21 protein-coding genes and 1 pseudogene are annotated in these 17808 nt (G+C 73.0%); 10 read left to right on the forward strand and 12 right to left on the reverse strand.

Features of this window, described 5'->3' with window-relative positions; all coding sequences use genetic code 11:
• The first annotated feature begins 244 nt into the window (after positions 1-244).
• On the forward strand, positions 245-850 hold the full coding sequence (locus tag WBK50_RS26830; protein ID WP_341338263.1) for a histidine phosphatase family protein: 606 nt from the start codon (positions 245-247) through the stop codon (positions 848-850).
• Between the two features lie 9 nt (positions 851-859).
• Here the strand turns inward: WBK50_RS26830 and WBK50_RS26835 are convergent, their stop codons facing one another.
• Positions 860-1360 carry a L,D-transpeptidase gene (locus tag WBK50_RS26835; protein WP_341338264.1) on the reverse strand — a complete coding sequence of 167 codons (501 nt, stop codon included), beginning with the start codon at positions 1358-1360 and terminating at the stop codon, positions 860-862.
• Positions 1361-1480: 120 nt separating this feature from the next.
• Between WBK50_RS26835 and WBK50_RS26840 the strand changes: the two genes are divergently transcribed.
• The gene (locus tag WBK50_RS26840) at positions 1481-1957 is read left to right on the forward strand and encodes a GNAT family N-acetyltransferase (RefSeq protein ID WP_341338265.1); all 477 of its coding nucleotides are present in this window, start codon (positions 1481-1483) and stop codon (positions 1955-1957) included.
• A 12-nt stretch (positions 1958-1969) separates the two neighbouring features.
• Here WBK50_RS26840 and WBK50_RS26845 read toward each other — a convergent pair whose 3' ends face one another.
• Positions 1970-2401, reverse strand: coding sequence for a hypothetical protein (locus tag WBK50_RS26845; protein ID WP_341338266.1), 432 nt, complete (start codon positions 2399-2401; stop codon positions 1970-1972).
• Between the two features lie 33 nt (positions 2402-2434).
• Between WBK50_RS26845 and WBK50_RS26850 the strand changes: the two genes are divergently transcribed.
• Both WBK50_RS26850 and WBK50_RS26855 read left to right on the forward strand, forming a co-directional pair.
• On the forward strand, positions 2435-3391 hold the full coding sequence (locus WBK50_RS26850; protein ID WP_341338267.1) for a diacylglycerol/lipid kinase family protein: 957 nt from the start codon (positions 2435-2437) through the stop codon (positions 3389-3391).
• A 482-nt stretch (positions 3392-3873) separates the two neighbouring features.
• Entirely contained in the window at positions 3874-4125 is a 252-nt protein-coding gene (locus WBK50_RS26855) for a WhiB family transcriptional regulator (protein WP_297496215.1), read from the forward strand.
• Positions 4126-4356: 231 nt separating this feature from the next.
• On the opposite strand, the gene WBK50_RS26860 is transcribed toward WBK50_RS26855, so the two are convergent.
• Complete coding sequence (locus tag WBK50_RS26860) at positions 4357-5856, reverse strand: sensor histidine kinase (RefSeq protein WP_341338268.1); 1500 nt, start codon at positions 5854-5856, stop codon at positions 4357-4359.
• A gap of 131 nt (positions 5857-5987) precedes the next feature.
• On the opposite strand from WBK50_RS26860, the gene WBK50_RS35430 reads away from it, so the two are divergent.
• Positions 5988-6062 carry a 50S ribosomal protein bL37 gene (locus tag WBK50_RS35430; protein ID WP_098958692.1) on the forward strand — a complete coding sequence of 25 codons (75 nt, stop codon included), beginning with the start codon at positions 5988-5990 and terminating at the stop codon, positions 6060-6062.
• A gap of 90 nt (positions 6063-6152) precedes the next feature.
• Here WBK50_RS35430 and rsrA read toward each other — a convergent pair whose 3' ends face one another.
• Both rsrA and WBK50_RS26870 read right to left on the reverse strand, forming a co-directional pair.
• Entirely contained in the window at positions 6153-6488 is a 336-nt protein-coding gene (rsrA, locus tag WBK50_RS26865; protein ID WP_341338269.1) for a mycothiol system anti-sigma-R factor, read from the reverse strand.
• Positions 6485-7111 (reverse strand): sigma-70 family RNA polymerase sigma factor, encoded by a 627-nt coding sequence (locus WBK50_RS26870; protein WP_341339508.1) that lies wholly within the window; start codon positions 7109-7111, stop codon positions 6485-6487. Before WBK50_RS26870 ends, rsrA begins: the two co-directional genes overlap by 4 nt.
• A 313-nt stretch (positions 7112-7424) precedes the next feature.
• On the opposite strand from WBK50_RS26870, the gene ybaK reads away from it, so the two are divergent.
• The gene (gene ybaK / locus WBK50_RS26875; RefSeq protein ID WP_341338270.1) at positions 7425-7904 is read left to right on the forward strand and encodes a Cys-tRNA(Pro) deacylase; all 480 of its coding nucleotides are present in this window, start codon (positions 7425-7427) and stop codon (positions 7902-7904) included.
• On the opposite strand, the gene WBK50_RS26880 is transcribed toward ybaK, so the two are convergent.
• A complete protein-coding gene (locus tag WBK50_RS26880) occupies positions 7885-8508 on the reverse strand; it encodes an alpha/beta hydrolase family protein (protein ID WP_341338271.1) in 624 nt (207 codons plus the stop codon). The two genes, ybaK and WBK50_RS26880, sit on opposite strands and share 20 nt — an antisense overlap.
• A pseudogene (locus WBK50_RS26885) lies at positions 8505-9318 on the reverse strand (SOS response-associated peptidase). Before WBK50_RS26885 ends, WBK50_RS26880 begins: the two are co-directional and overlap by 4 nt.
• 178 nt (positions 9319-9496) lie before the next feature.
• Here WBK50_RS26885 and aroA point away from each other — a divergent pair.
• From aroA to WBK50_RS26905, 4 genes are all read left to right on the forward strand, one after another.
• Positions 9497-10774, forward strand: a complete 1278-nt coding sequence (aroA, locus tag WBK50_RS26890) for a 3-phosphoshikimate 1-carboxyvinyltransferase (protein WP_445942309.1) — start codon at positions 9497-9499, stop codon at positions 10772-10774.
• Between the two features lie 10 nt (positions 10775-10784).
• Positions 10785-11807, forward strand: a complete 1023-nt coding sequence (gene rsgA, locus WBK50_RS26895) for a ribosome small subunit-dependent GTPase A (RefSeq protein ID WP_341338273.1) — start codon at positions 10785-10787, stop codon at positions 11805-11807.
• A gap of 61 nt (positions 11808-11868) precedes the next feature.
• Entirely contained in the window at positions 11869-12687 is an 819-nt protein-coding gene (locus WBK50_RS26900) for a hypothetical protein (protein WP_341338274.1), read from the forward strand.
• Positions 12688-12775: 88 nt separating this feature from the next.
• Entirely contained in the window at positions 12776-12919 is a 144-nt protein-coding gene (locus tag WBK50_RS26905; RefSeq protein WP_341338275.1) for a hypothetical protein, read from the forward strand.
• Positions 12920-12939: 20 nt separating this feature from the next.
• On the opposite strand, the gene WBK50_RS26910 is transcribed toward WBK50_RS26905, so the two are convergent.
• From WBK50_RS26910 to WBK50_RS26930, 5 genes are read right to left on the reverse strand one after another with little or no spacing between them, the layout of a single operon-like run.
• Positions 12940-13707 (reverse strand): SDR family NAD(P)-dependent oxidoreductase, encoded by a 768-nt coding sequence (locus WBK50_RS26910; protein ID WP_341338276.1) that lies wholly within the window; start codon positions 13705-13707, stop codon positions 12940-12942.
• Positions 13704-14606: a crotonase/enoyl-CoA hydratase family protein gene (locus WBK50_RS26915; RefSeq protein ID WP_341338277.1), complete on the reverse strand. Its 903-nt coding sequence runs from the start codon at positions 14604-14606 to the stop codon at positions 13704-13706. Before WBK50_RS26915 ends, WBK50_RS26910 begins: the two co-directional genes overlap by 4 nt.
• On the reverse strand, positions 14603-15412 hold the full coding sequence (locus WBK50_RS26920) for an enoyl-CoA hydratase/isomerase family protein (RefSeq protein WP_341338278.1): 810 nt from the start codon (positions 15410-15412) through the stop codon (positions 14603-14605). Before WBK50_RS26920 ends, WBK50_RS26915 begins: the two co-directional genes overlap by 4 nt.
• Positions 15413-15426: 14 nt before the next feature.
• Positions 15427-16539, reverse strand: coding sequence for an acyl-CoA dehydrogenase family protein (locus WBK50_RS26925; protein ID WP_341338279.1), 1113 nt, complete (start codon positions 16537-16539; stop codon positions 15427-15429).
• A 28-nt stretch (positions 16540-16567) separates the two neighbouring features.
• Entirely contained in the window at positions 16568-17782 is a 1215-nt protein-coding gene (locus WBK50_RS26930) for an acyl-CoA dehydrogenase family protein (RefSeq protein WP_341338280.1), read from the reverse strand.
• Positions 17783-17808: the final 26 nt, after the last annotated feature.

The raw sequence follows: 17808 nt of genomic DNA on the forward strand, positions 1-17808 counted from the left end.
GATCCACAGACTACTCGGTCATGATTCCCCGAGGTAGAGGGCATCTGCTTTCGGCCGCAAGCATTGACGCCGTTCGCCGAGCAACCTGCTGCCGTACGGGGGAGTCGATTCGTGGCGAACGGTGGACCGGGGCTCTCAGGTGGCGGAGGTGCCCGTCTGTCACCTGCGCAGGGTGACGACGACGGCGTCGGGTCACCCCCGCGGGACCCGGCGTCGACACCTCCGGAGCACTAGCCTCGTCGCCGTGGCCTCGAACGACAGCCAGGGCCGGCTGTTCCTGCTCCGGCACGGCGAGACGGAATGGTCGGCGACCGGCAAGCACACCGGCCGCACGGACATCCCGCTCACGGACCACGGACGGGAGCTCGCCCGTGCCGCCGGCCGTACGTTCGCCGCGCTCCGCGGCGACTCGCCGCCGCCCGTCCGCGTGCTGGTGAGCCCGCGCAGCCGGGCCCAGGAGACCGCCAAGCTCGCGGGCCTCACCCCCGACGCCGTCGACGAGCGGCTCGTCGAGTGGGACTACGGGGACTACGAGGGCCTGACGACGCCCGAGATCCGCCGTACGGACCCCGGCTGGACGGTCTGGAGCCACCCGACGCCGGGCGGCGAGTCCGCCGAGCAGGTCCGCGCCCGCGCGGACGCGGTGCTCGCGGACGTCCGCTCGCTGCGGTCGGAGGGCGACGTCGTCCTCGTCGGGCACGGCCACTTCAGCCGCGTCCTCATGGCCCGCTGGATCGGCCTCCCGCCGGCGGGCGGGGCGCACCTGGCCATGGACCCCGCGGCGTGGAGCGTGCTGGGCGACGAGCGGAGCGAGCCGAGGCTCGACCACGTGAACCTCCGCCTGCCCTGACCGGCAGGCTCAGTGGACCTGGACCTCGTCCCCCACCTGCAGGGTGTGGAAGAACGCCACCGCGTCGTCGTGCTGCAGGTGCACGCAGCCGTAGGACGGGTTGGTCATGCTGCCCTCGTGGAAGGCGACGCCGCCGTCGGCGAAGAACACCGAGAACGGCATCGGTGCGCGGTTGGGCATGTCGCTGACGTGGTTCTGGTCCTTCCACTGGACCTCGAACGTGCCGACGGGGGTGGGGTCCTGCGCGTCGCCGGGCTCGATCCGCACGGGGCCGCGGGTGACCGTGCCGTCGGCGATCAGCCAGGCCTGCTTGAGCGTGAGGTCGACGCACGCGTGCGCGCTCGCCGTGCACGGCGTCCCCGCTACGCGCGCGGGGGCTGCGGAACCCGCGGGCGACGTGGTCGCCGCCTGCGCGGCCGGACCGGCGAGGATCGCGACGATCCCGACCGCCGCGAGCGAACCCGCGGCGAGCGCCGCGCGCGCCCCGCCCGACCTGCTGTGCCTACCCATCGATCACCTTTCCGCCGCTGTCCCCACCGGAGAAGACGAGCGAGAAGGGCCGAGGTTGCTCCGTTCAGCCGAAGAGACTAGGCCGATGACGCGCAGTTACGGTAAGGCGTGACGCAGGAGATGACGAACGGCATCAGACGGGCCGAACCGGGCGACGTGCCCGCGATCGTGGGCCTCGTCGAGGAGCTGGCCGAGTACGAGAAGCTGCGCGAGGAGTGCCGGCTGACGCCGTCGCAGCTGCGCACCGCCCTGTTCGGGCCCGATCCGGCGCTCTTCGCGCACGTCGCGGTCCGTGACGACGTCGTCGTGGGGTGCGCGCTGTGGTTCCTGAACTTCTCCACCTGGGAGGGCGTCCACGGGATCTACCTCGAGGACCTCTACGTGCAGCCGGCCCACCGTGGGGCCGGCCTGGGCAAGGCCCTGCTGGCCGCCCTGGCGGCCCTCTGCGTCGAGCGGGGGTACGCCCGGCTGGAGTGGTCCGTGCTGGACTGGAACGCCCCCTCCATCGCCTTCTACCGCGCGATCGGCGCCGTGGGCATGGACGGCTGGACGACCTACCGGCTCACGGGCGAGCCGCTGGCCGAGCTCGGCGCCTAGGACGGACCCTGGTCAGCCGTCGTCCCCGAACAGGTCCATCGACCAGGCCCGGGACGGCTCGCTGATCAGCAGCAGGAACGTCCCGATCACGACGAGGCCGGCGAGGATCCCCAGGACCAGCTGCTGCGACGGCCCGATCAACGAGTAGACGACGGGCAGCAGCAACAGCTGGGCGACGATCGCCGGCGTGCGCGCCCAGCGCTTGCCCCGCAGCAGCCCCGTCCCGGCGAAGAGCACCGCGCCACCCACGAGCAGGAAGTACACGGCTTCCGCGATCCCGGCTCCCGGGGCATCGGAGCCGATGGCCCGCACCAGGAACACCAGCGCGACCGCGACGCCCACCAGCCCCTGGGCCCCGACGATCCCGCCGGCCAGGAGCACCTGACGGGGCGGTCGCACGGGCTGTTCCGGGGCCGGGCGGGGCTCGGGCTGGTCGGACGTCACGGGCCCGAGAATAGGCCGGGATACCCTCGTGGTGTGCGCGCGCTCCTCGTGGTCAACCCCCGGGCGACGTCGACGACCCCAGCGGGTCGGGACGTGCTCGCGCACGCGCTCGCCAGCGAGCTGAAGCTGGACGTCCTGCAGACCGCCTACCGCGGGCACGCCGCGGAGGCCACCGCGGAGGCCGTCGCGGCCGGGATCGAGCTGGTCGTCGCCCTCGGCGGGGACGGGACGGTCAACGAGGTCGTCAACGGCCTGGTGCGGCACCGGACCCGCGCGGACGGCTCGGGCATCGACGTCACCCCCGCGGACGCCGGGACGCCCGCGCTCGCCGTCGTGCCCGGCGGTTCCGCCAACGTCTTCGCCCGCGCCCTCGGCATGCCCCGGGACCCGGTGGAGGCCACGGGCGCGATCCTGGCGGCGCTCGAGGCGAGGCGCAGCCGGCTCGTCGGCCTCGGCCGGGCGGACGACCGCTGGTTCACCTTCAACGCCGGCCTGGGCTGGGACGCGGACGTCGTCGCCGCGGTCGAACGGGCCCGCGCCGACGGCCAGGAGGCCTCCCCCGGCCGCTACTTCCGCACCGCCTTCTCCGAGTACGTCAGGCAGCGCCGCAACCCCCCGTCGATGACCGTCGAGATCCCGGGCGCCGCGCCCGTCGAGGACGTGCGGATGGCGTTCGTGAGCAACACCGACCCCTGGACCTACCTGGACGGCCGGGCGGTGCGGACGAACCCCGGGGCGTCGTTCAGCGGCGGCCTGGCGCTGTTCGCCCTGCGCCACCTCGGCCTGCCGACGATCGCGCACACGCTGACGCACCTGCTCGCGCGCGAGGGCAATCCCCACGGCCGCAACGTCCTCCGCCAGGACGCCGTGCCGCTCGTGCGCATCCGCAGCGCCGAGCCCCTGGCCCTGCAGCTCGACGGGGACCACCTCGGCTCACGGACCGACGTGGAGTTCGTCTCCGTGCCCAATGTGCTGCGCGTGGTCGTCTGAGGAAGGTTCCGGGCCCTCCGGGCGTTGACCCTGTGCAGCGGCGGCGCTACGCGTCGTCGTGCCAGAGACACAGCTCGTCGCAGTCCGAACGGCATGATCACCCCGCCGGGTGACGGCAGCCGTCCACTCACCGCGACGAATGGACCGCCGAGCCGCTAGGGGCTCGCACCAGGCCAAACGGTGATCCAAGGTAGGTCCTGCGACACCGAGGGACGGCGAGGGAGATTTCCTCGCATGGTCCGACGGGAAACGGGTATCCCGGTTTCCGTTGGGCAGGGACACTGATAGCTCTTCGTAGCGGTTGACCGGCGTAGTAACCGATCGTGTCGGCCATCGTTGCGTAGTGTGGGTGAGTCGCCTCACCTGGACGGACCTTGTCCCTTGAAGACCGACCGCGCTCGTGAAACCATTCACAAGCGCGGAAACACCGTGACGGACGATCGGCGCGACCCCGATCGCGCAGTACGAGGAGCAGAAACACCATGGATTGGCGTCACCACGCGATCTGCCGCGACGAGGACCCCGAGCTGTTCTTCCCCGTGGGGACGAGCGGCCCGGCCCTTCTGCAGATCGCCGAGGCCAAGACCGTGTGCCGCCGCTGCCCCGTGGTCACCGAGTGCCTTGCCTGGGCCCTCGAGAGTGGCCAGGACGCGGGTGTGTGGGGCGGCATGAGCGAGGACGAGCGACGTGCGCTGAAGCGGCGCAATGCTCGGACCCGCGCTCGCACGGCCTGAGCATCGACAGCCCGGACGACCCGGGCACCTGAAGAAGAAAGTCACACCCCGAATCTCTCGGGACAACAGCATCTCGCTTCCCCTTCGCGGGCCCGTAGCCGGACGCCACCGGCCACGGGCCCGCGATGTGTCATCCGGGCGCTCGCTGTGGCGTGCAGCTCCGGACCGGGAGACCGTCGACCACGGCACCGACGCGACCACGGCACCGGGATCAGCGATCACACGAGAAGGTTATCGCCCCGCCATCGGGACCGTGATGAGGGCCTCGGTTCCGCCTCCCTCGCGGGGCCGGACCACCAGGTGGGAGTCCAGTTCCGTCAGCAGCGTGCGGACGATCTGCAGGCCCAGGCCGTCGGACCGGTCGTAGTCGAAGTCGTCCGGCATGCCCCGGCCGTCGTCGGCCACGATCACCTCGAGCCGGCCGGCCGAACGGCGGGCCCTGACGACGACCTCGCCCGCCTGACCCGCGTCGAAGCCGTGGGCCAGGGCGTTGTGCACCAGCTCGGTGAGCACGAGGACGAGCGGGGTCGCCATCGCGGAGTTGAGGGTGCCGAGCGAGCCGTCGCGGCGGACCTTCGCCCGCACCTCGGCCGTGGCGCCGTCCCCGATCACCGGCAGCACGGTGTCCACCAGCTCGTCGAGGTCGACCTGCTCGGCGAGCGAGTAGGCCAGGGCCTCGTGCACCAGCGCGATCGACGTCACCCGGCGGACGCTCTCCGAGAGCGCCTGCTTGGCCTCCGGGATCGACGTCCGGCGTGCCTGCAGCCGCAGCAGCGCCGCGACCGTCTGCAGGTTGTTCTTGACCCGGTGGTGGATCTCCCGGATCGTCGCGTCCTTGGTGAGCAGCGCCTGGTCCCGCCGGCGCAGGTCCGTGATGTCCCGGACGAGGACGAGCGCGCCCGCTGCGTCGCCCCGTGGGCGCAACGGCAGGGCGCGGACGAGCATCGTGGCGCCCCGGGCCCGGACCTCCATGCGCATCGACGTCCGGCCGTCCAGCGCCGCCTGGATGCGGCTCGCGACCTCGACGGCGTCGAACGGGTCCCCGACCAGCTCCTTGGTGGCCGCGGCCAGCGGGAGGCCGACGAGGTCGCTCGCATGGCCCATCCGGTGGTAGGCCGAGAGCGCGTTGGGGCTGGCGTAGGCGACGAGGCCGTGCGCGTCGAGGCGGATCATCCCGTCGCCGGCGCGGGGGCTGGTGTCCGCGCCGGCGACGGCGGACGACGACGGGAACGTGCCGTCCGCGATCATCTGGCACAGGTCCGAGGCGCAGCCGAGGTAGGCGATCTCCATCGGGCTCGGCACCCGCGGCATCGCGAGGTTCGTGTCCCGGGAGAGCACCGCCAGCACCCGGCCGTTGAAGCGCACGGGGATGGTCTCGCGGCGCACCGGGACCTCGAGGTTCCAGCGCGGCTCCTCCTCGCGGCAGATCCGGCCCTCGACCACCGCGCGGCGCAGCTGCGGGTTGTCCTGCGGGGACACCCGCTGGGTCACCGCGTCCTCGGGGTGCGCGGTCGGCCCGGTGGTCGGGCGGGCCTGCGCGACGCAGAGGAACTCGACGGGCGCGCTGGTCATCGACTGGTCCGCGTCCTGGGGCAGCGGGATCCAGAGCAGGAAGTCCGCGAACGACATGTCGGCGAGCAGTTGCCACTCCGCGACGACACGCTGGAGATGGTCCACCGCATCCCCGGGGAGGTGTGTGTGCTCGGCCAGCAGGTCGCTCAGTGTGGACACCCGTTCGGACCCGCCGTTCCTCGTCGCTGCGCGCACCCCACCGCCCGGGGCCCGTCCCATGCCGTTCCGGGCCCCATCCAATCACGTGGGACACTCATGGCAGAGCAGCCGCAGACGAAGGAGGTACGACCATGTCGAAGCGTGGACGCAAGAAGCGCGACCGCAAGAAGAACGGCGCCAACCACGGCAAGCGCCCCAACAGCTGAGGCGCAGCGTGACGACGCCGAAGGGGCGGCACCGGTTACCCGGTACCGCCCCTTCGCTGTGTCGTGGCTGCGCCTGTGTGTCGAGCCGTCTCAGCTGCGGCGCTCGAGACGCGTCGTCCTGACCTCGACGGTCGTCCCGCCCGGCCCGGACTCGACGGTCACCTCGGCCTGCTCCAGCACCAGGGTGCGGATCTGGTGGCGCAGCCGGTTCTTGAGGCTGTCGGGGGCCTGCTCGCCGCCGCACTTGCGGGCCAGCAGGGCCTTCAGCTTCTCGTCGATGCCGTACTCCGCGAGGCACGGCCCGCACTCGTCGAGGTGCTGGACCAGAAGCTTCTTGCGGCTCTGGTCGCACTCGCCGTCGAGGAAGAGCCACACCTCGGCGAGCACCTCGGAACAGTCAGTCTCGTGGTGGTTCCCGCAGCTCATCGGGTGGTCACCTCCTCGGCCTGGCCCCGGATGAATCCCCGCTCCCGCGCGGTATCGGTGAGCATGTCGCGCAGCTGGCGACGCCCGCGGTGGAGCCGGGACATCACCGTACCGATCGGCGTTCCCATGATGTCCGCGATCTCCTTGTAGGCGAAGCCCTCGACGTCGGCCAGGTACACGGCCATCCGGAAGTCCTCCGGCAGCCGCTGCAGGGCCTCCTTGACGTCGGAGTCCGGGAGGTTGTCCATCGCCTCGACCTCGGCGGAGCGCAGCCCGGTCGACGAGTGCTCGCTGGCCTGGGCGAGCTGCCAGTCCGTGATCTCGTCCGTCGGGGACTGCAACGGCTGGCGCTGCTTCTTACGGTAACCGTTGATGTAGGTGTTGGTGAGGATCCGGTACAGCCAGGCCTTGAGGTTCGTGCCCTCGCGGAAAGTGCGGAACGCCGAGTACGCCTTGAGGAACGTCTCCTGGACGAGGTCCTCGGCGTCCGCGGGGTTGCGCGTCATCCGCAGCGCGGCGCCGTAGAGCTGGTCCAGCATCGGCATGGCGTCGCGCTCGAACCGCGCGGTGCGCTCGTCTGCCGTCTCGCCGGGGGACGCGCGGTCCTCCGGGCGCTCCCCGATCTCGGGTGTCGCCACGTCCGCCGTCGCCGCAGCTGTGTGCGCCGCACCGATGTTCTCGGGGCTGTGCTCAGGCACCGCGCTCCTCTCCTGCAGATCCGGCCCACCGGGGGAAGGCCGGACATCCGCGGCCCGGGCGACCACGGACCGCGCCGAGAGTACGCGCCCACCCCTTCGGCGGCGCGGCCGGACGTGGGCCTCGGCCACCGCCGGCGCTTCCATCAGAGCGTGTGTCACGTACTGTCCGAACGCCGTCCGCGCCCCCGGCAATTCCCGTGGCAGGCGGCAGTCCGTCGGGCAGCCGAGGAGGAGATTCATGGCAGGGCAGGGGACGCCGGCGACCGCACTGCTGGCGAAGCGGAAGATCACCCATCGGGTGCATTCCTACAGCCACTCCGACGGCCAGGCGTACGGTCCGGAGGCCGCCGTCGCGCTCGGGCTCGAGCCCGGCCGGGTGTTCAAGACTCTGGTCGCCGAGGTGGACGGCGCGCTGACCGTCGGGATCGTGCCGGTGGATTCGACGCTGGACCTGAAGGCACTCGCCGCGGCCGTCGGCGCGAAGAAGGCGCGGATGGCCGACGTCGCCGCCGCCGAGCGGGCCACCGGCTACGTCGCGGGCGGGATCTCGCCGCTGGGGCAGAAGAAGCGGCTGGCGACGGTGCTCGACACGTCCGCGCTGGAGTGGGACACCGTGTTCTGCAGCGCCGGACGCCGCGGCCTCGAGGTCGAGCTGGCCCCCGCGGACCTCGTCGCGCTCGCGGGCGCGCGCACCGCGGCTATCGCGGTCCGGGGCTGACCTCCTCCAGCCACTCGCCCACCGCCGCACCGACCCCCGGCACGTCCGACTTCAGGCTGTGGTCCCCCCTCAGCACCACGACCTCGCGGCCGGGCGCAGGTTCCGGGCGGCCGAACGGGTCCCGCTCGCCCTGCACGACCAGGACCGGCACCTCGACACCGTCGAGCTCCGCCAGCCGGTGCTTCTCCGGCTTTCCCGGCGGATGGACGGGAAAGGCCAGGCAGAGGACGGCGACCGCCTTGCCGTCGGCGGCGTTGCGGCAGGCCACCCGGGCTCCCGAGCTGCGGCCGCCGAAGAGGAACGGCAGCCCCTCGAACTCCTCGCCCGCCCACGCCGCGACGGCGAGCCACGCCGCGTCCAGCTGCGTCGCGGGGGCGGGCGCACGACGGCCGGCGACCCGGTAGGGCTGTTCGACGAGCGTGACGTGCAGCCCGGCGGCGAGCGCGGCCGTCGTCGCGGCCTTCAGGTCCGGGGCCTCGACCCCGCCGCCGGCCCCGTGGCCGAGCAGCAGGACCGCACGGGGATCGCCGTCCGTGCGGTGCACGTGGACCCGGGCGGGGCCGTGCGGGGTGTCGACCTCCGTCGTCGTCGGCCCGGCGGTCATCCGAGCAGGTCGAGCTGGATCGGCTCCTCCACCTGCGCCGGGTCCAGTGGCGTCAGCAGGTCCGCGGAGTTGTTCTTGACGCTGTTGACCCGGTCCGACACCGGGACGATCTCCAGGGACGCGACGAGCTGCTCCGACGGCGGCCGCAGCCAGGCCTGCACCGAGTCCGCCTTCGCGTCCGTGTCCGGGTCCAGCCAGGTGTCCCACGCGTCCCGGGGGAGGACGAGCGGCATCCGATCGTGCACCTGGGCGAGCGGCCCGACCGCCCCGGTGGTGAGCACGGTGGCCGTGACCAGGCCGTCCGGGTACTTGTCCAGAAGCTCGCCCTCCTTCGGCCGCCAGAACTCCCACAGCCCGGCCATGGCCAGCGAGCTCCCCGTCCGCGTAGTGGGTGAAGTACGGCTGCTTCGACGCCTTGTGGTCCTTGGTGGCGGCCCGGCGCTGCCACTCGTACCAGCCGTCGGCCGGGAGCAGGCAGCGGCGCGACGCGAGTGCCTTGCGGAACGCGGGCTTCTCCGCGGCCGTCTCGGAGCGGGCGTTGATCATGCGCGCGCCGGCCGAGGGGTCCTTGGCCCAGAACGGCACCAGGCCCCAGCGGACCAGCCGGAGGCTGCGCTCGGTGGTGTCCGGGTCCGCGTTGCCCTCGGCATCCCGCGGGTGCCGCTGCACCACCGCGATCACGTCCCGGGTGGGCGCGACGTTGTAGTCCGGCCGGCGTTCCTCCCCGGCCTTCTCCGTCACGGCGTCGACGGCGGTGAACTCCTCCGCCAGGTCCGTGGGTGCCTTCGTCGAGGCGTACCTCCCGCACATGTGCCCATCGTGGCACGCGGCACCGACGGTCCTCCCCCGCCGCGACCGTCCGTGATCGGTTCCGGGGCGACCGGAGCGTCGTCGGCACAGCATCGATGTGGCTGCCGGAACGATCACCCCGGCCGGGCTCGCCACCTGCACGGGCCCCGCGGCGGAGGGATGCGGAATCATGGGGCCCGTGGCCGACACAAAGTTCTATGCGGCGCCGGTGGCGGGCGGGCCCGTGCGCGGCATCGTCGCCGTCCCCGGGTCCAAGTCCGTGACCAACCGCGCGCTGCTGCTCTCCGGCCTCGCCGCGGGCCCGTCCGTCGTGCACGGGGCGCCCGCCACCCGGGACACGGCGTTGATGTGCGGCGCGCTGCGGTCCCTCGGCGTCCCGGTCGAGGTCGACGGCGAGCGGGTCGCCCTCGGCGGGGACGGCACGCTGACCGGCGGCGGGACCGTGGACTGCGGGCTCGCCGGCACGGTCATGCGGTTCGTCCCGCCCGCGGCCACGCTGGCCGACGGCGCCGTCCTGTTCGACGGGGACCCGCACGCCCGCACCCGCCCGATGGGCGCCGTGCTGGAGGCGCTGCGCGCGCTCGGCGCGGTCGTCGACGGGGACCGGCTGCCGTTCGTCCTGCACGGGGCCGGCGGCCTGGCCGGCGGGGACGTGACGATCGACGCGTCCGCGTCGTCCCAGTTCGTGTCGGGCCTGCTGCTCTCCGGGGCCCGGTTCGACAAGGGCGTCACGGTGCTGCACGACGGCGCGCCGGTGCCGTCGCTGCCCCACATCGACATGACCGTGGCGATGCTGCGCGAGGCGGGCGTCGCGGTCGACGACTCGCAGCCCGACGTGTGGCGGGTGGAGCCCGGACCGATCGCCGCCCGGGAGTGGACCGTCGAGCCGGACCTGTCCAACGCGTCGGTCTTCCTGGCCGCGGCGGCGGTCACGGCGGGCGAGGTTACGGTCGCGGGCTGGCCCGCCCGATCCACCCAGCCCGGGGCCGAGGTCCTGCCGGTCCTCGAACGGTTCGGCGCGACGGTCACGCCGTCGGGCGCGGGCATGACCGTGCGCGGGCCGGACCGGCTCACCGGGGTGGACGTGGACCTGCACGAGGCCAGCGAGCTCACCCCCACGGTCGCGGCGATCGCGGCCCTGGCCGCGACCCCGTCGCGGATCCGCGGGGTCGCGCACATCCGCGGGCACGAGACGGACCGGCTCGCCGCCCTCGTCGCCGAGCTGACGGCGCTGGGCGCGGACGTCAACGAGACCGAGGACGGCCTGGAGATCCGCCCACGCGCCCTCACCGCGCCGGCGGACCGGCCCTGGGGCGCCTACGCGGACCACCGGATGGCCACGGCCGGGGCCGTCCTCGGGCTCGTCGTCCCCGGCGTCACGATCGACGACGTGGCCTGCACGACGAAGACGTTCCCGGACTTCCCGGGCCGGTGGGCCGCACTGCTGTCCGGATGAGCCGGCCGAGATGAGCCCGCGCGAGTACGACGAGACGGACGTCCGCATCCGCCCCGGGCGACGGGGTTCCCGGCCGCGCACCAAGCGCCGCCCGGACCACGCGGACGCCGAGGAGGCCATGGTCATCGCCGTGGACCGCGGCCGCTGGACCTGCGCTCCGGGTGGGGACGCGAAGGCGCCCCCGGTCACGGCCATGCGGGCCCGCGAGCTCGGCCGCACACCGATCGTCGTCGGCGACCGGGTCGGGCTGGTCGGGGACCTGTCCGGGGCCCCGGACACCCTCGCCCGCATCGTGCGCGTCGAGGAGCGGCAGACGGTCCTGCGCCGCACCGCGGACGACACCGACCCCTTCGAGCGGATCGTCGTCGCCAACGCGGGCCAGCTCGTGATCGTGACCTCCCTGGCGGACCCCGTCCCGCGCACCGGGTTCGTGGACCGCTGCCTGGTCGCCGCGTTCGCGGGTGGTCTCACGCCCGTGCTGTGCCTGACGAAGGCGGACCTGGCCGACCCCGCGCCGTTCGCGGCGCACTACGCGGAGCTGGAGTTCCCCGTCGTCGTGACCCGGCGGGACGAGCCGCCGGACGCGCTCGCCGAGCTGCTCGACGGCGGCGTCTCGGCCCTGGTCGGGCACTCCGGCGTCGGCAAGTCCACGCTGGTCAACGCGCTGCTGCCGGAGGCCCGCCGGCTCACCGGCGTCGTGTCGGGGGTCGGCAAGGGGCGGCACACCACGGTGGCCGCGGTGGCGCTCCCGCTGCCGGACGGCGGCTGGGTGGTCGACACCCCCGGCGTGCGGTCCTTCGGGCTGGCGCACGTCACGCCGGACGACGTCATCAAGGCCTTCGACGATCTCGCGAGCGCCGTCGAGGAGTGCCCGCGCGGCTGCGGGCACCTCGGACCGCCCGCGGACCCGGAGTGCGCGCTCGACGCGCTCGTCGCGGCGGGGACGTTGCGGCCCGGACGGCTCGACGCACTGCGCCGCGTGCTCGTCGCACTGCGCCCGGGCCACGCGGGGGCGCCGACCGCGGACCGATAGCCTCACCTGGGGAGATCGGACCGGAGGCGGAGCCCAGGTGGACGGAGCTGGACCGAGGTCGATGCCGACCTGGATCTTGTTGCTGGCCGTGCTCGGCGCGTCACTCACCGGATGCGCGGGCGCCCCGCCGCAGCAGACCGCCGCCCGCGGGCTTCCCAAGGTCTACGACGTCCGCGAGCTGCTGGACGCCGTCACCGCCCGCCAGCGCACGGACCGCACCGCGATCCTGCAGGTCGCCGGGCACGTCGAGGACGGCACGCACGGCCCCGGCGAACCGGCGATGACGGTCGGCGGCACCGGGGCGCTGCGGATCGAGGACTCCGGGGTGTCCGTGGACTTCACCCAGACCCTCACCCACTCCGGCGAGGCGCCGAAGAGCACCGGGTTCGTCGTGCTGCCGGGCCAGGTGTTCCTGCGGCTGCCGTCCGCGCAGCCCGGGGACCCGCGGCCGTGGACGAAGGTCGACGCGGCGAGCGGGGACGCGGCGGAGCGCACCCTCGCGACGCTCGCCACGAACATCGTCGACAGCGCGGACCCGACGGCGGACATCAGCCGCTTCGCGGACGCGAGCCTGGTCGCGGACGCCTCGGACGACCCCGTCGACGGGACGCCCGCGGTCCGCTACACGATCGTCGTGGACCTGAACCGGGCCGCGGAGCTGGAGCGCGAGCCCGACGTCCGCGCGCAGCTGCAGCAGCAGGTCGCGGGCGGGATGACCCGGATCAGCAGCACGCTGTGGGTCGACGCGGAGAACCGTCCGGTGCGCAGCGAGGCGCGGCAGGACATGCCCGGGATCGGGACCCTGGCGATGACCGCGGACTACCGGAGCTGGGGCACCCCGGTGCTGATCACACCGCCCCCGGCGAGCCAGGTGCGCTGAGGTCCCGGCCTTGGGGCCCACGTCATGGAGCCAGGACGGATTTCGGGCCCCCGGGACAGCGTCATGGCTCCATGACGCGGCTCCCCGAGTGGCGCGCGCCCGCACAATCCTGTTCTTCGTCTTCGTCGGCGTGGTCCCGCAAGCCTGGATGTTCTTCCTGCTCATCCCGCTGATGGGCGCCCTGGGCTTCTCGAAGGGCCACCACGACCGGGAGGACCGCAAGGACGACTGAGCCGACATGGCAGGTCGGGGTCAGAACAGGGAGTACCCACCGTCGACCAGGAACGTGTCCCCGGTGTGGAACGTCGTCCCCGGACTCGCCAGGTAGACCGCGATCGTCTCGAAGTCCGACGGCTCGCCCCATCGCCGGACCGGCATTCGCGGCATCACCCTCGCCGTGAAATGCGGGTCGTTCAACGCGACGTCCGTCATCGTCGAGTGTGTCCAACCCGGCTGCAGGGTGTGCGCCCGGATCTTGTACCGCGCCAGTTCGACGGCGAGCCCGCGCATCATCGACAGCAGCGCGCCCTTGCTCGCCGCGTACGGGTGCCCGCGCGGTTGGCCCTGCTCGGCAGCCAGGCTGGACGTGCCGACGAGCACGCCGCCCTCGCCTCGTTCGATCATGTGCGCGGCGGCCGCCCGCATCGTGAGGAACGCGCCCTCGACGTTGACGCGAAACACCCGGCGCAGCTCGTCGAGCTCGAGGTCCTGGAACTTCGCGCCCCGCCCGCCCACGCCGGCGTTGGCGAAGCAGGAGTCGACTCTGCCGAACTCCTCGAGGGTCTCGGCGAAGCTCTCCGCAACGGCCTGCTCGTCCCCGACGTCGCACCGCAGGGCGCGCACCTTGGTGCCGTGCTCGGCCAGCGAGGCCGCCGCCTTCTCGTTGTTCTCCGCGTTCGTGCCCCAGATGCAGACGTCCGAGCCGGCCTTCGCCAGCCCGTGCGCCATGCCCAGCCCGATCCCGGAGTTGCCCCCGGTGACGAGCGCGACCTGCCCCGTGAGATCGAAGTACGGATTCACTCCATCGTCTCCGGGCGGACGGGCCACGGCGGGACGGCGGCCGGGTAGTCCCTGCTGACGAGGTCCGGGAACGACGGCGGCCGCTTCTCCAGGAAGGACGTGACGCCCTCCTTGACGTCCTCGCCCTGGCCGAGCGCGTAGATCGCCGCCGAGTCCAGCCGGTGCGCCTCCCATGGCGTCGACGCGCCGAGCATCGACCAGAGCAGCTGCCGGGACGCCGCCACGGAGATCGACGACGTGTTGTCCACGATCTCCTTCGCGATCGCGTACGCGGCGGGCAGCAGCTCGTCGTCCGGCAGGACCTTGGAGACGAGCCTGCCGGCGAGCGCCTCCTCGGCCGTGAAGACGCGGCCCGTGGCGACCCACTCCATGGCCTGCGAGATCCCGACGACGCGGGGCAGGAACCAGCTCGACGCCGCCTCCGGCACCAGCCCGCGCCGGGCGAAGACGAACCCGAACTTCGCGGACTCCGCGGCGAGCCGGATGTCCATCGGGAGCGTCATCGTGGCGCCGATGCCGACCGACGGGCCGTTGACAGCGGCGATGACCGGTTTGCGGCAGGCCGCGACGCGCAGGGAGACGATGCCGCCGCCGTCCCGCGGGACGCCGCCGATGGTCTCGAAGTCCTTGCGCTCGGCCGCGCGCTCCGGGTCGTTCGCGTTGAAGGTCGCCCCGCCGCGGCCCAGGTCGGCGCCCGCGCAGAACCCGCGGCCCCGGCCGGTGACGACGACGACCCGGACCGAGTCGTCCGCGTCGATCTCGTCGAAGGCAGCGACCAGCTCCCTCGCCATGGTCGTGGTGAAGGCGTTGAGCCGGTCCGGCCGGTCGAGGGTGATCGTCGCGACGTGGTCCGCGACGTCGTAGGCGATCTCCGTGTAGGTGCTCTGGGTCGTCGTCACTTGACCGCCCACTTCCCCGTGAACTCGGGATCGCGCTTCTCGATGAAGGCGTCGAACGCGGCGGGCGCATCCTCGGTGGCGAAGTTGATCGACTGTGTGCGCGCCTCGCTGGACAGGGCGTCCCGCATCGTGCGGTCGGCGTTCTCGTTCAGCAGCTGCTTGGACTGGCGAACGGCGACGGGAGCCGCGTCGGCGAGCCGCTCGGCCAGGTCCGCGGTGAAGCCGTCGAGCTCGCCGGGCTCGACGAGGTAGGTGACCAGGCCGAGCCTCTCCGCCTCCTCCGCGCCGATGATCTCGGCGAGCAGGGCGAGCCGCTTGGCCTTCTGCAGCCCGACGATCTTGGGCAGCAGCCAGGAGCCGCCGAAGTCCAGCGAGAGGCCGCGTTTGGCGAAGATCTGGGAGAACCGGGCTGTGCGCGAGGAGACGACCAGGTCGCAGCCCAGCGCAAGGTTCCACCCCGCCCCGACGGCGACGCCCTCGACCTTCGCGATCGTCGGGATCGGCAGCTCGTGCAGCAGCAGCGCGACCTCGTTGACACCGCGCATGCGCTGCAACGGGTGCGTGTCGCCGCGGTCGCCGCTCAGGTCCGCACCCGCGCAGAAGTCCCCGCCCGCCCCGGTGAGCACCAGGACGCGGACCTCCGGGTCGTCGCCCGCCCGCGTGAAGACGGCACGCAGGCCGTCCCACGTCGCCGCGTCCAGGGCGTTCTTCCGCCGCGGCCGGTTCAGCGTGACCGTGAGGATGCCATCGTCCAGGCTGGTGAGAACCGCCTGCTCCGATCCCGAATCTGGCGCAGTGTCCGGCACTTCGAACCCTTCTCTCAGACGCCGAGGCGGTCGGCGAGCCGGGCGCGGTTCCGCGCCGGCGAACCGAACAGCAGCTCGGTGCTCTTCGCGCGCTTGTAGTACAGGTGCGCGTCGTGCTCCCACGTGTAGCCGATCCCGCCGTGATACTGGACGCAGAGGGTGCCTGCGCGGAAGTACGCCGGGCCCACGTAGGCCGCGACGAGCGCGGCCGCGAGCGGCAGCTCGTCCCGGGCGTGGTCCGCGGCCCAGCTCGCGTGGCGCAGGGCGGAGAGCCCCTGCTCCCAGTCGCTGTAGACGTCCGCGAGGCCGTGTTTGACGGCCTGGTACGAGCCGACCGGCCGGCCGAACTGGACGCGCACCTTGGCGTAGTCGACGGCCATCTCGAGCGCGCGCTGCAACCCGCCCAGTTGCTCGGCGGCCAGCGCCACGGCGCCCAGGTCCGCGACGAGGTCGAGCACGGCGGCCGCGTCGGCGCTGGCCAGCGCGGTGGCCGGGGCTTTCGCGAAGGCGACCTTCGCGAGCCGACGGGTGGGGTCGAGCGTCGTCAGCGTGGTCCGGGTGACCCCACTCGCGGAGGGGTCGACCCGGAACCAGCCCGGGCCGTCGGACGTCGAGGCGAGCACGAGCAGGACATCGGCGACGTCCCCGGCGACGACCGCGGTCTTGGTGCCGTCGAGGGTCCAGGCATCGCCCGACCTCGACGCCGTGGTGGCGCCGCCGGTGCGGTCCCACGCGCCGCCGCCCTCGGCGACCGCGACCGCGGCGATCAGCTCGCCCGCGACCATCCGGGGCAGCAGCTCGGCGCGGGCGGCCTCGTCGTCGAGGGCTAGCAGGGTGTCGGTGGCGAGGACGGCCGAGCCGAGGAACGGCGACGGCGCGAGGGAGCGCCCGAGCTCCTCCTGCACGATCGCCCGTTCGACGTGCCCGGCGCCCGCGCCGTCGTACCGCTCGGGGACGGCGAGCCCCAGCAGGCCGAGCTCGGTCGCCATCCGGCGCCAGAGCTCGCGGTCGTAGCCGTCGTCGGACTCCATCGCGCTGCGCACGCGCGCGGACGGGGACTGGTCGGTGAGGAACTTGCGGACCGCGGAGCGGAGCTCCTGCTGCTCGGGGTCGAGTACCAGCTGCATTTCAGTCACCTTTCGTCGCAAGAGGGGCTCAACCCCGCTGGGTACCGACCTTGAGCTCGCGGAACGGGATGTCCCGGTCCACCTGGGGCTCCTTGGGGAGGCCGAGGATCCGCTCGCCGATGATGTTGTGCTGCACCTCGTTGGTGCCGCCGGCGATGCTCGACGCGGGTGCGGAGTTGATCCCCAGCGCCAGCTCGGCACCGCGGGCGTCGCCCGGCTCCCAGGCGATCGTGTCCGAGCCCGCGATCTGCCCGGCCGTGTCGATCGCTCTGCGCAGCAACAGCGCCCCGGCGAGCTTCGCGACGGAGCCGCGGGCGCCGGGCGGGTTCCCCGCCATCGTCTCCTGCCGCATCCGGACGTTGAACAGCTCGAGCACGCGCTCGTGCGCGTAGAGCTCGGCGAGCCGCTCGCGCTGCGCCGGGTCGCCGGTGACGCCGTGCCGGCGGGCGAGCTCGACGAGCGAGGCGAACTCCATCGGGTTCGTCTTCGGCTTGCGGGTCGCGCCGATCGAGACGCGCTCGTGGCCCAGCATCGTGACGGCGGCGTTCCAGCCCGCGTTGACCTGCCCGATCACCGCGTCGACGGGGATCCGGACGTCGTCGAAGTACACCTCGTTGAACGGGGCGCGGCCGGACATGTCCTTCAGCGGCCGGACGGTGACGCCGGGCGCGTGCATGTCCAGGATGAACATCGTCAGGCCGGAGTGCTTGGGGCGGTCCGGGTCCGTGCGCGCGAGCAGGGCGCCGAAGTCCGCCCACTGCGCGTTGGTCGTCCAGACCTTCTGGCCGTTGACGACCCAGGCGTCCCCGTCGAGCACCGCCCTGGTCTGCAGGCTCGCGACGTCGGATCCGGCGCCGGGCTCGGAGAACAGCTGGCACCAGATGTCCTCACCCCGGAGCAGCCGCGGGAGGTAGCTGGTGCGCTGCTCGCCCGTGCCGAGGTCGTTGACCGTCGGGCCACACATGCCCATGCCGATGATGAACGGATAGGTCGGCAGCTCGTACGCGGCCGCCTCGTCGCTGTAGACCTGTTGGTACGCGGCGCTCAGCCCCTGCCCGCCGACGTCCTTCGGCCAGGTGATGCCGGCGTACCCGGCGTCGAACAGGGCGGCCTGGAACGCCTTCGCCGCGGGGATCAGCTCCGCCGCCGACGGCATCGACGCCGGGGCGTTGGCCTTCAACCAGGACCGGACACCGTCCCGGTACTCCTGGAGCTCGGTCGGCGAGCCGTTGGGCACGGACATCCGCGACATCCTCTCGACATCCTCGG

The sequence above is a fragment of the Pseudonocardia sp. T1-2H genome, assembly GCF_038039215.1.
GTDB lineage: Bacteria > Actinomycetota > Actinomycetes > Mycobacteriales > Pseudonocardiaceae > Pseudonocardia.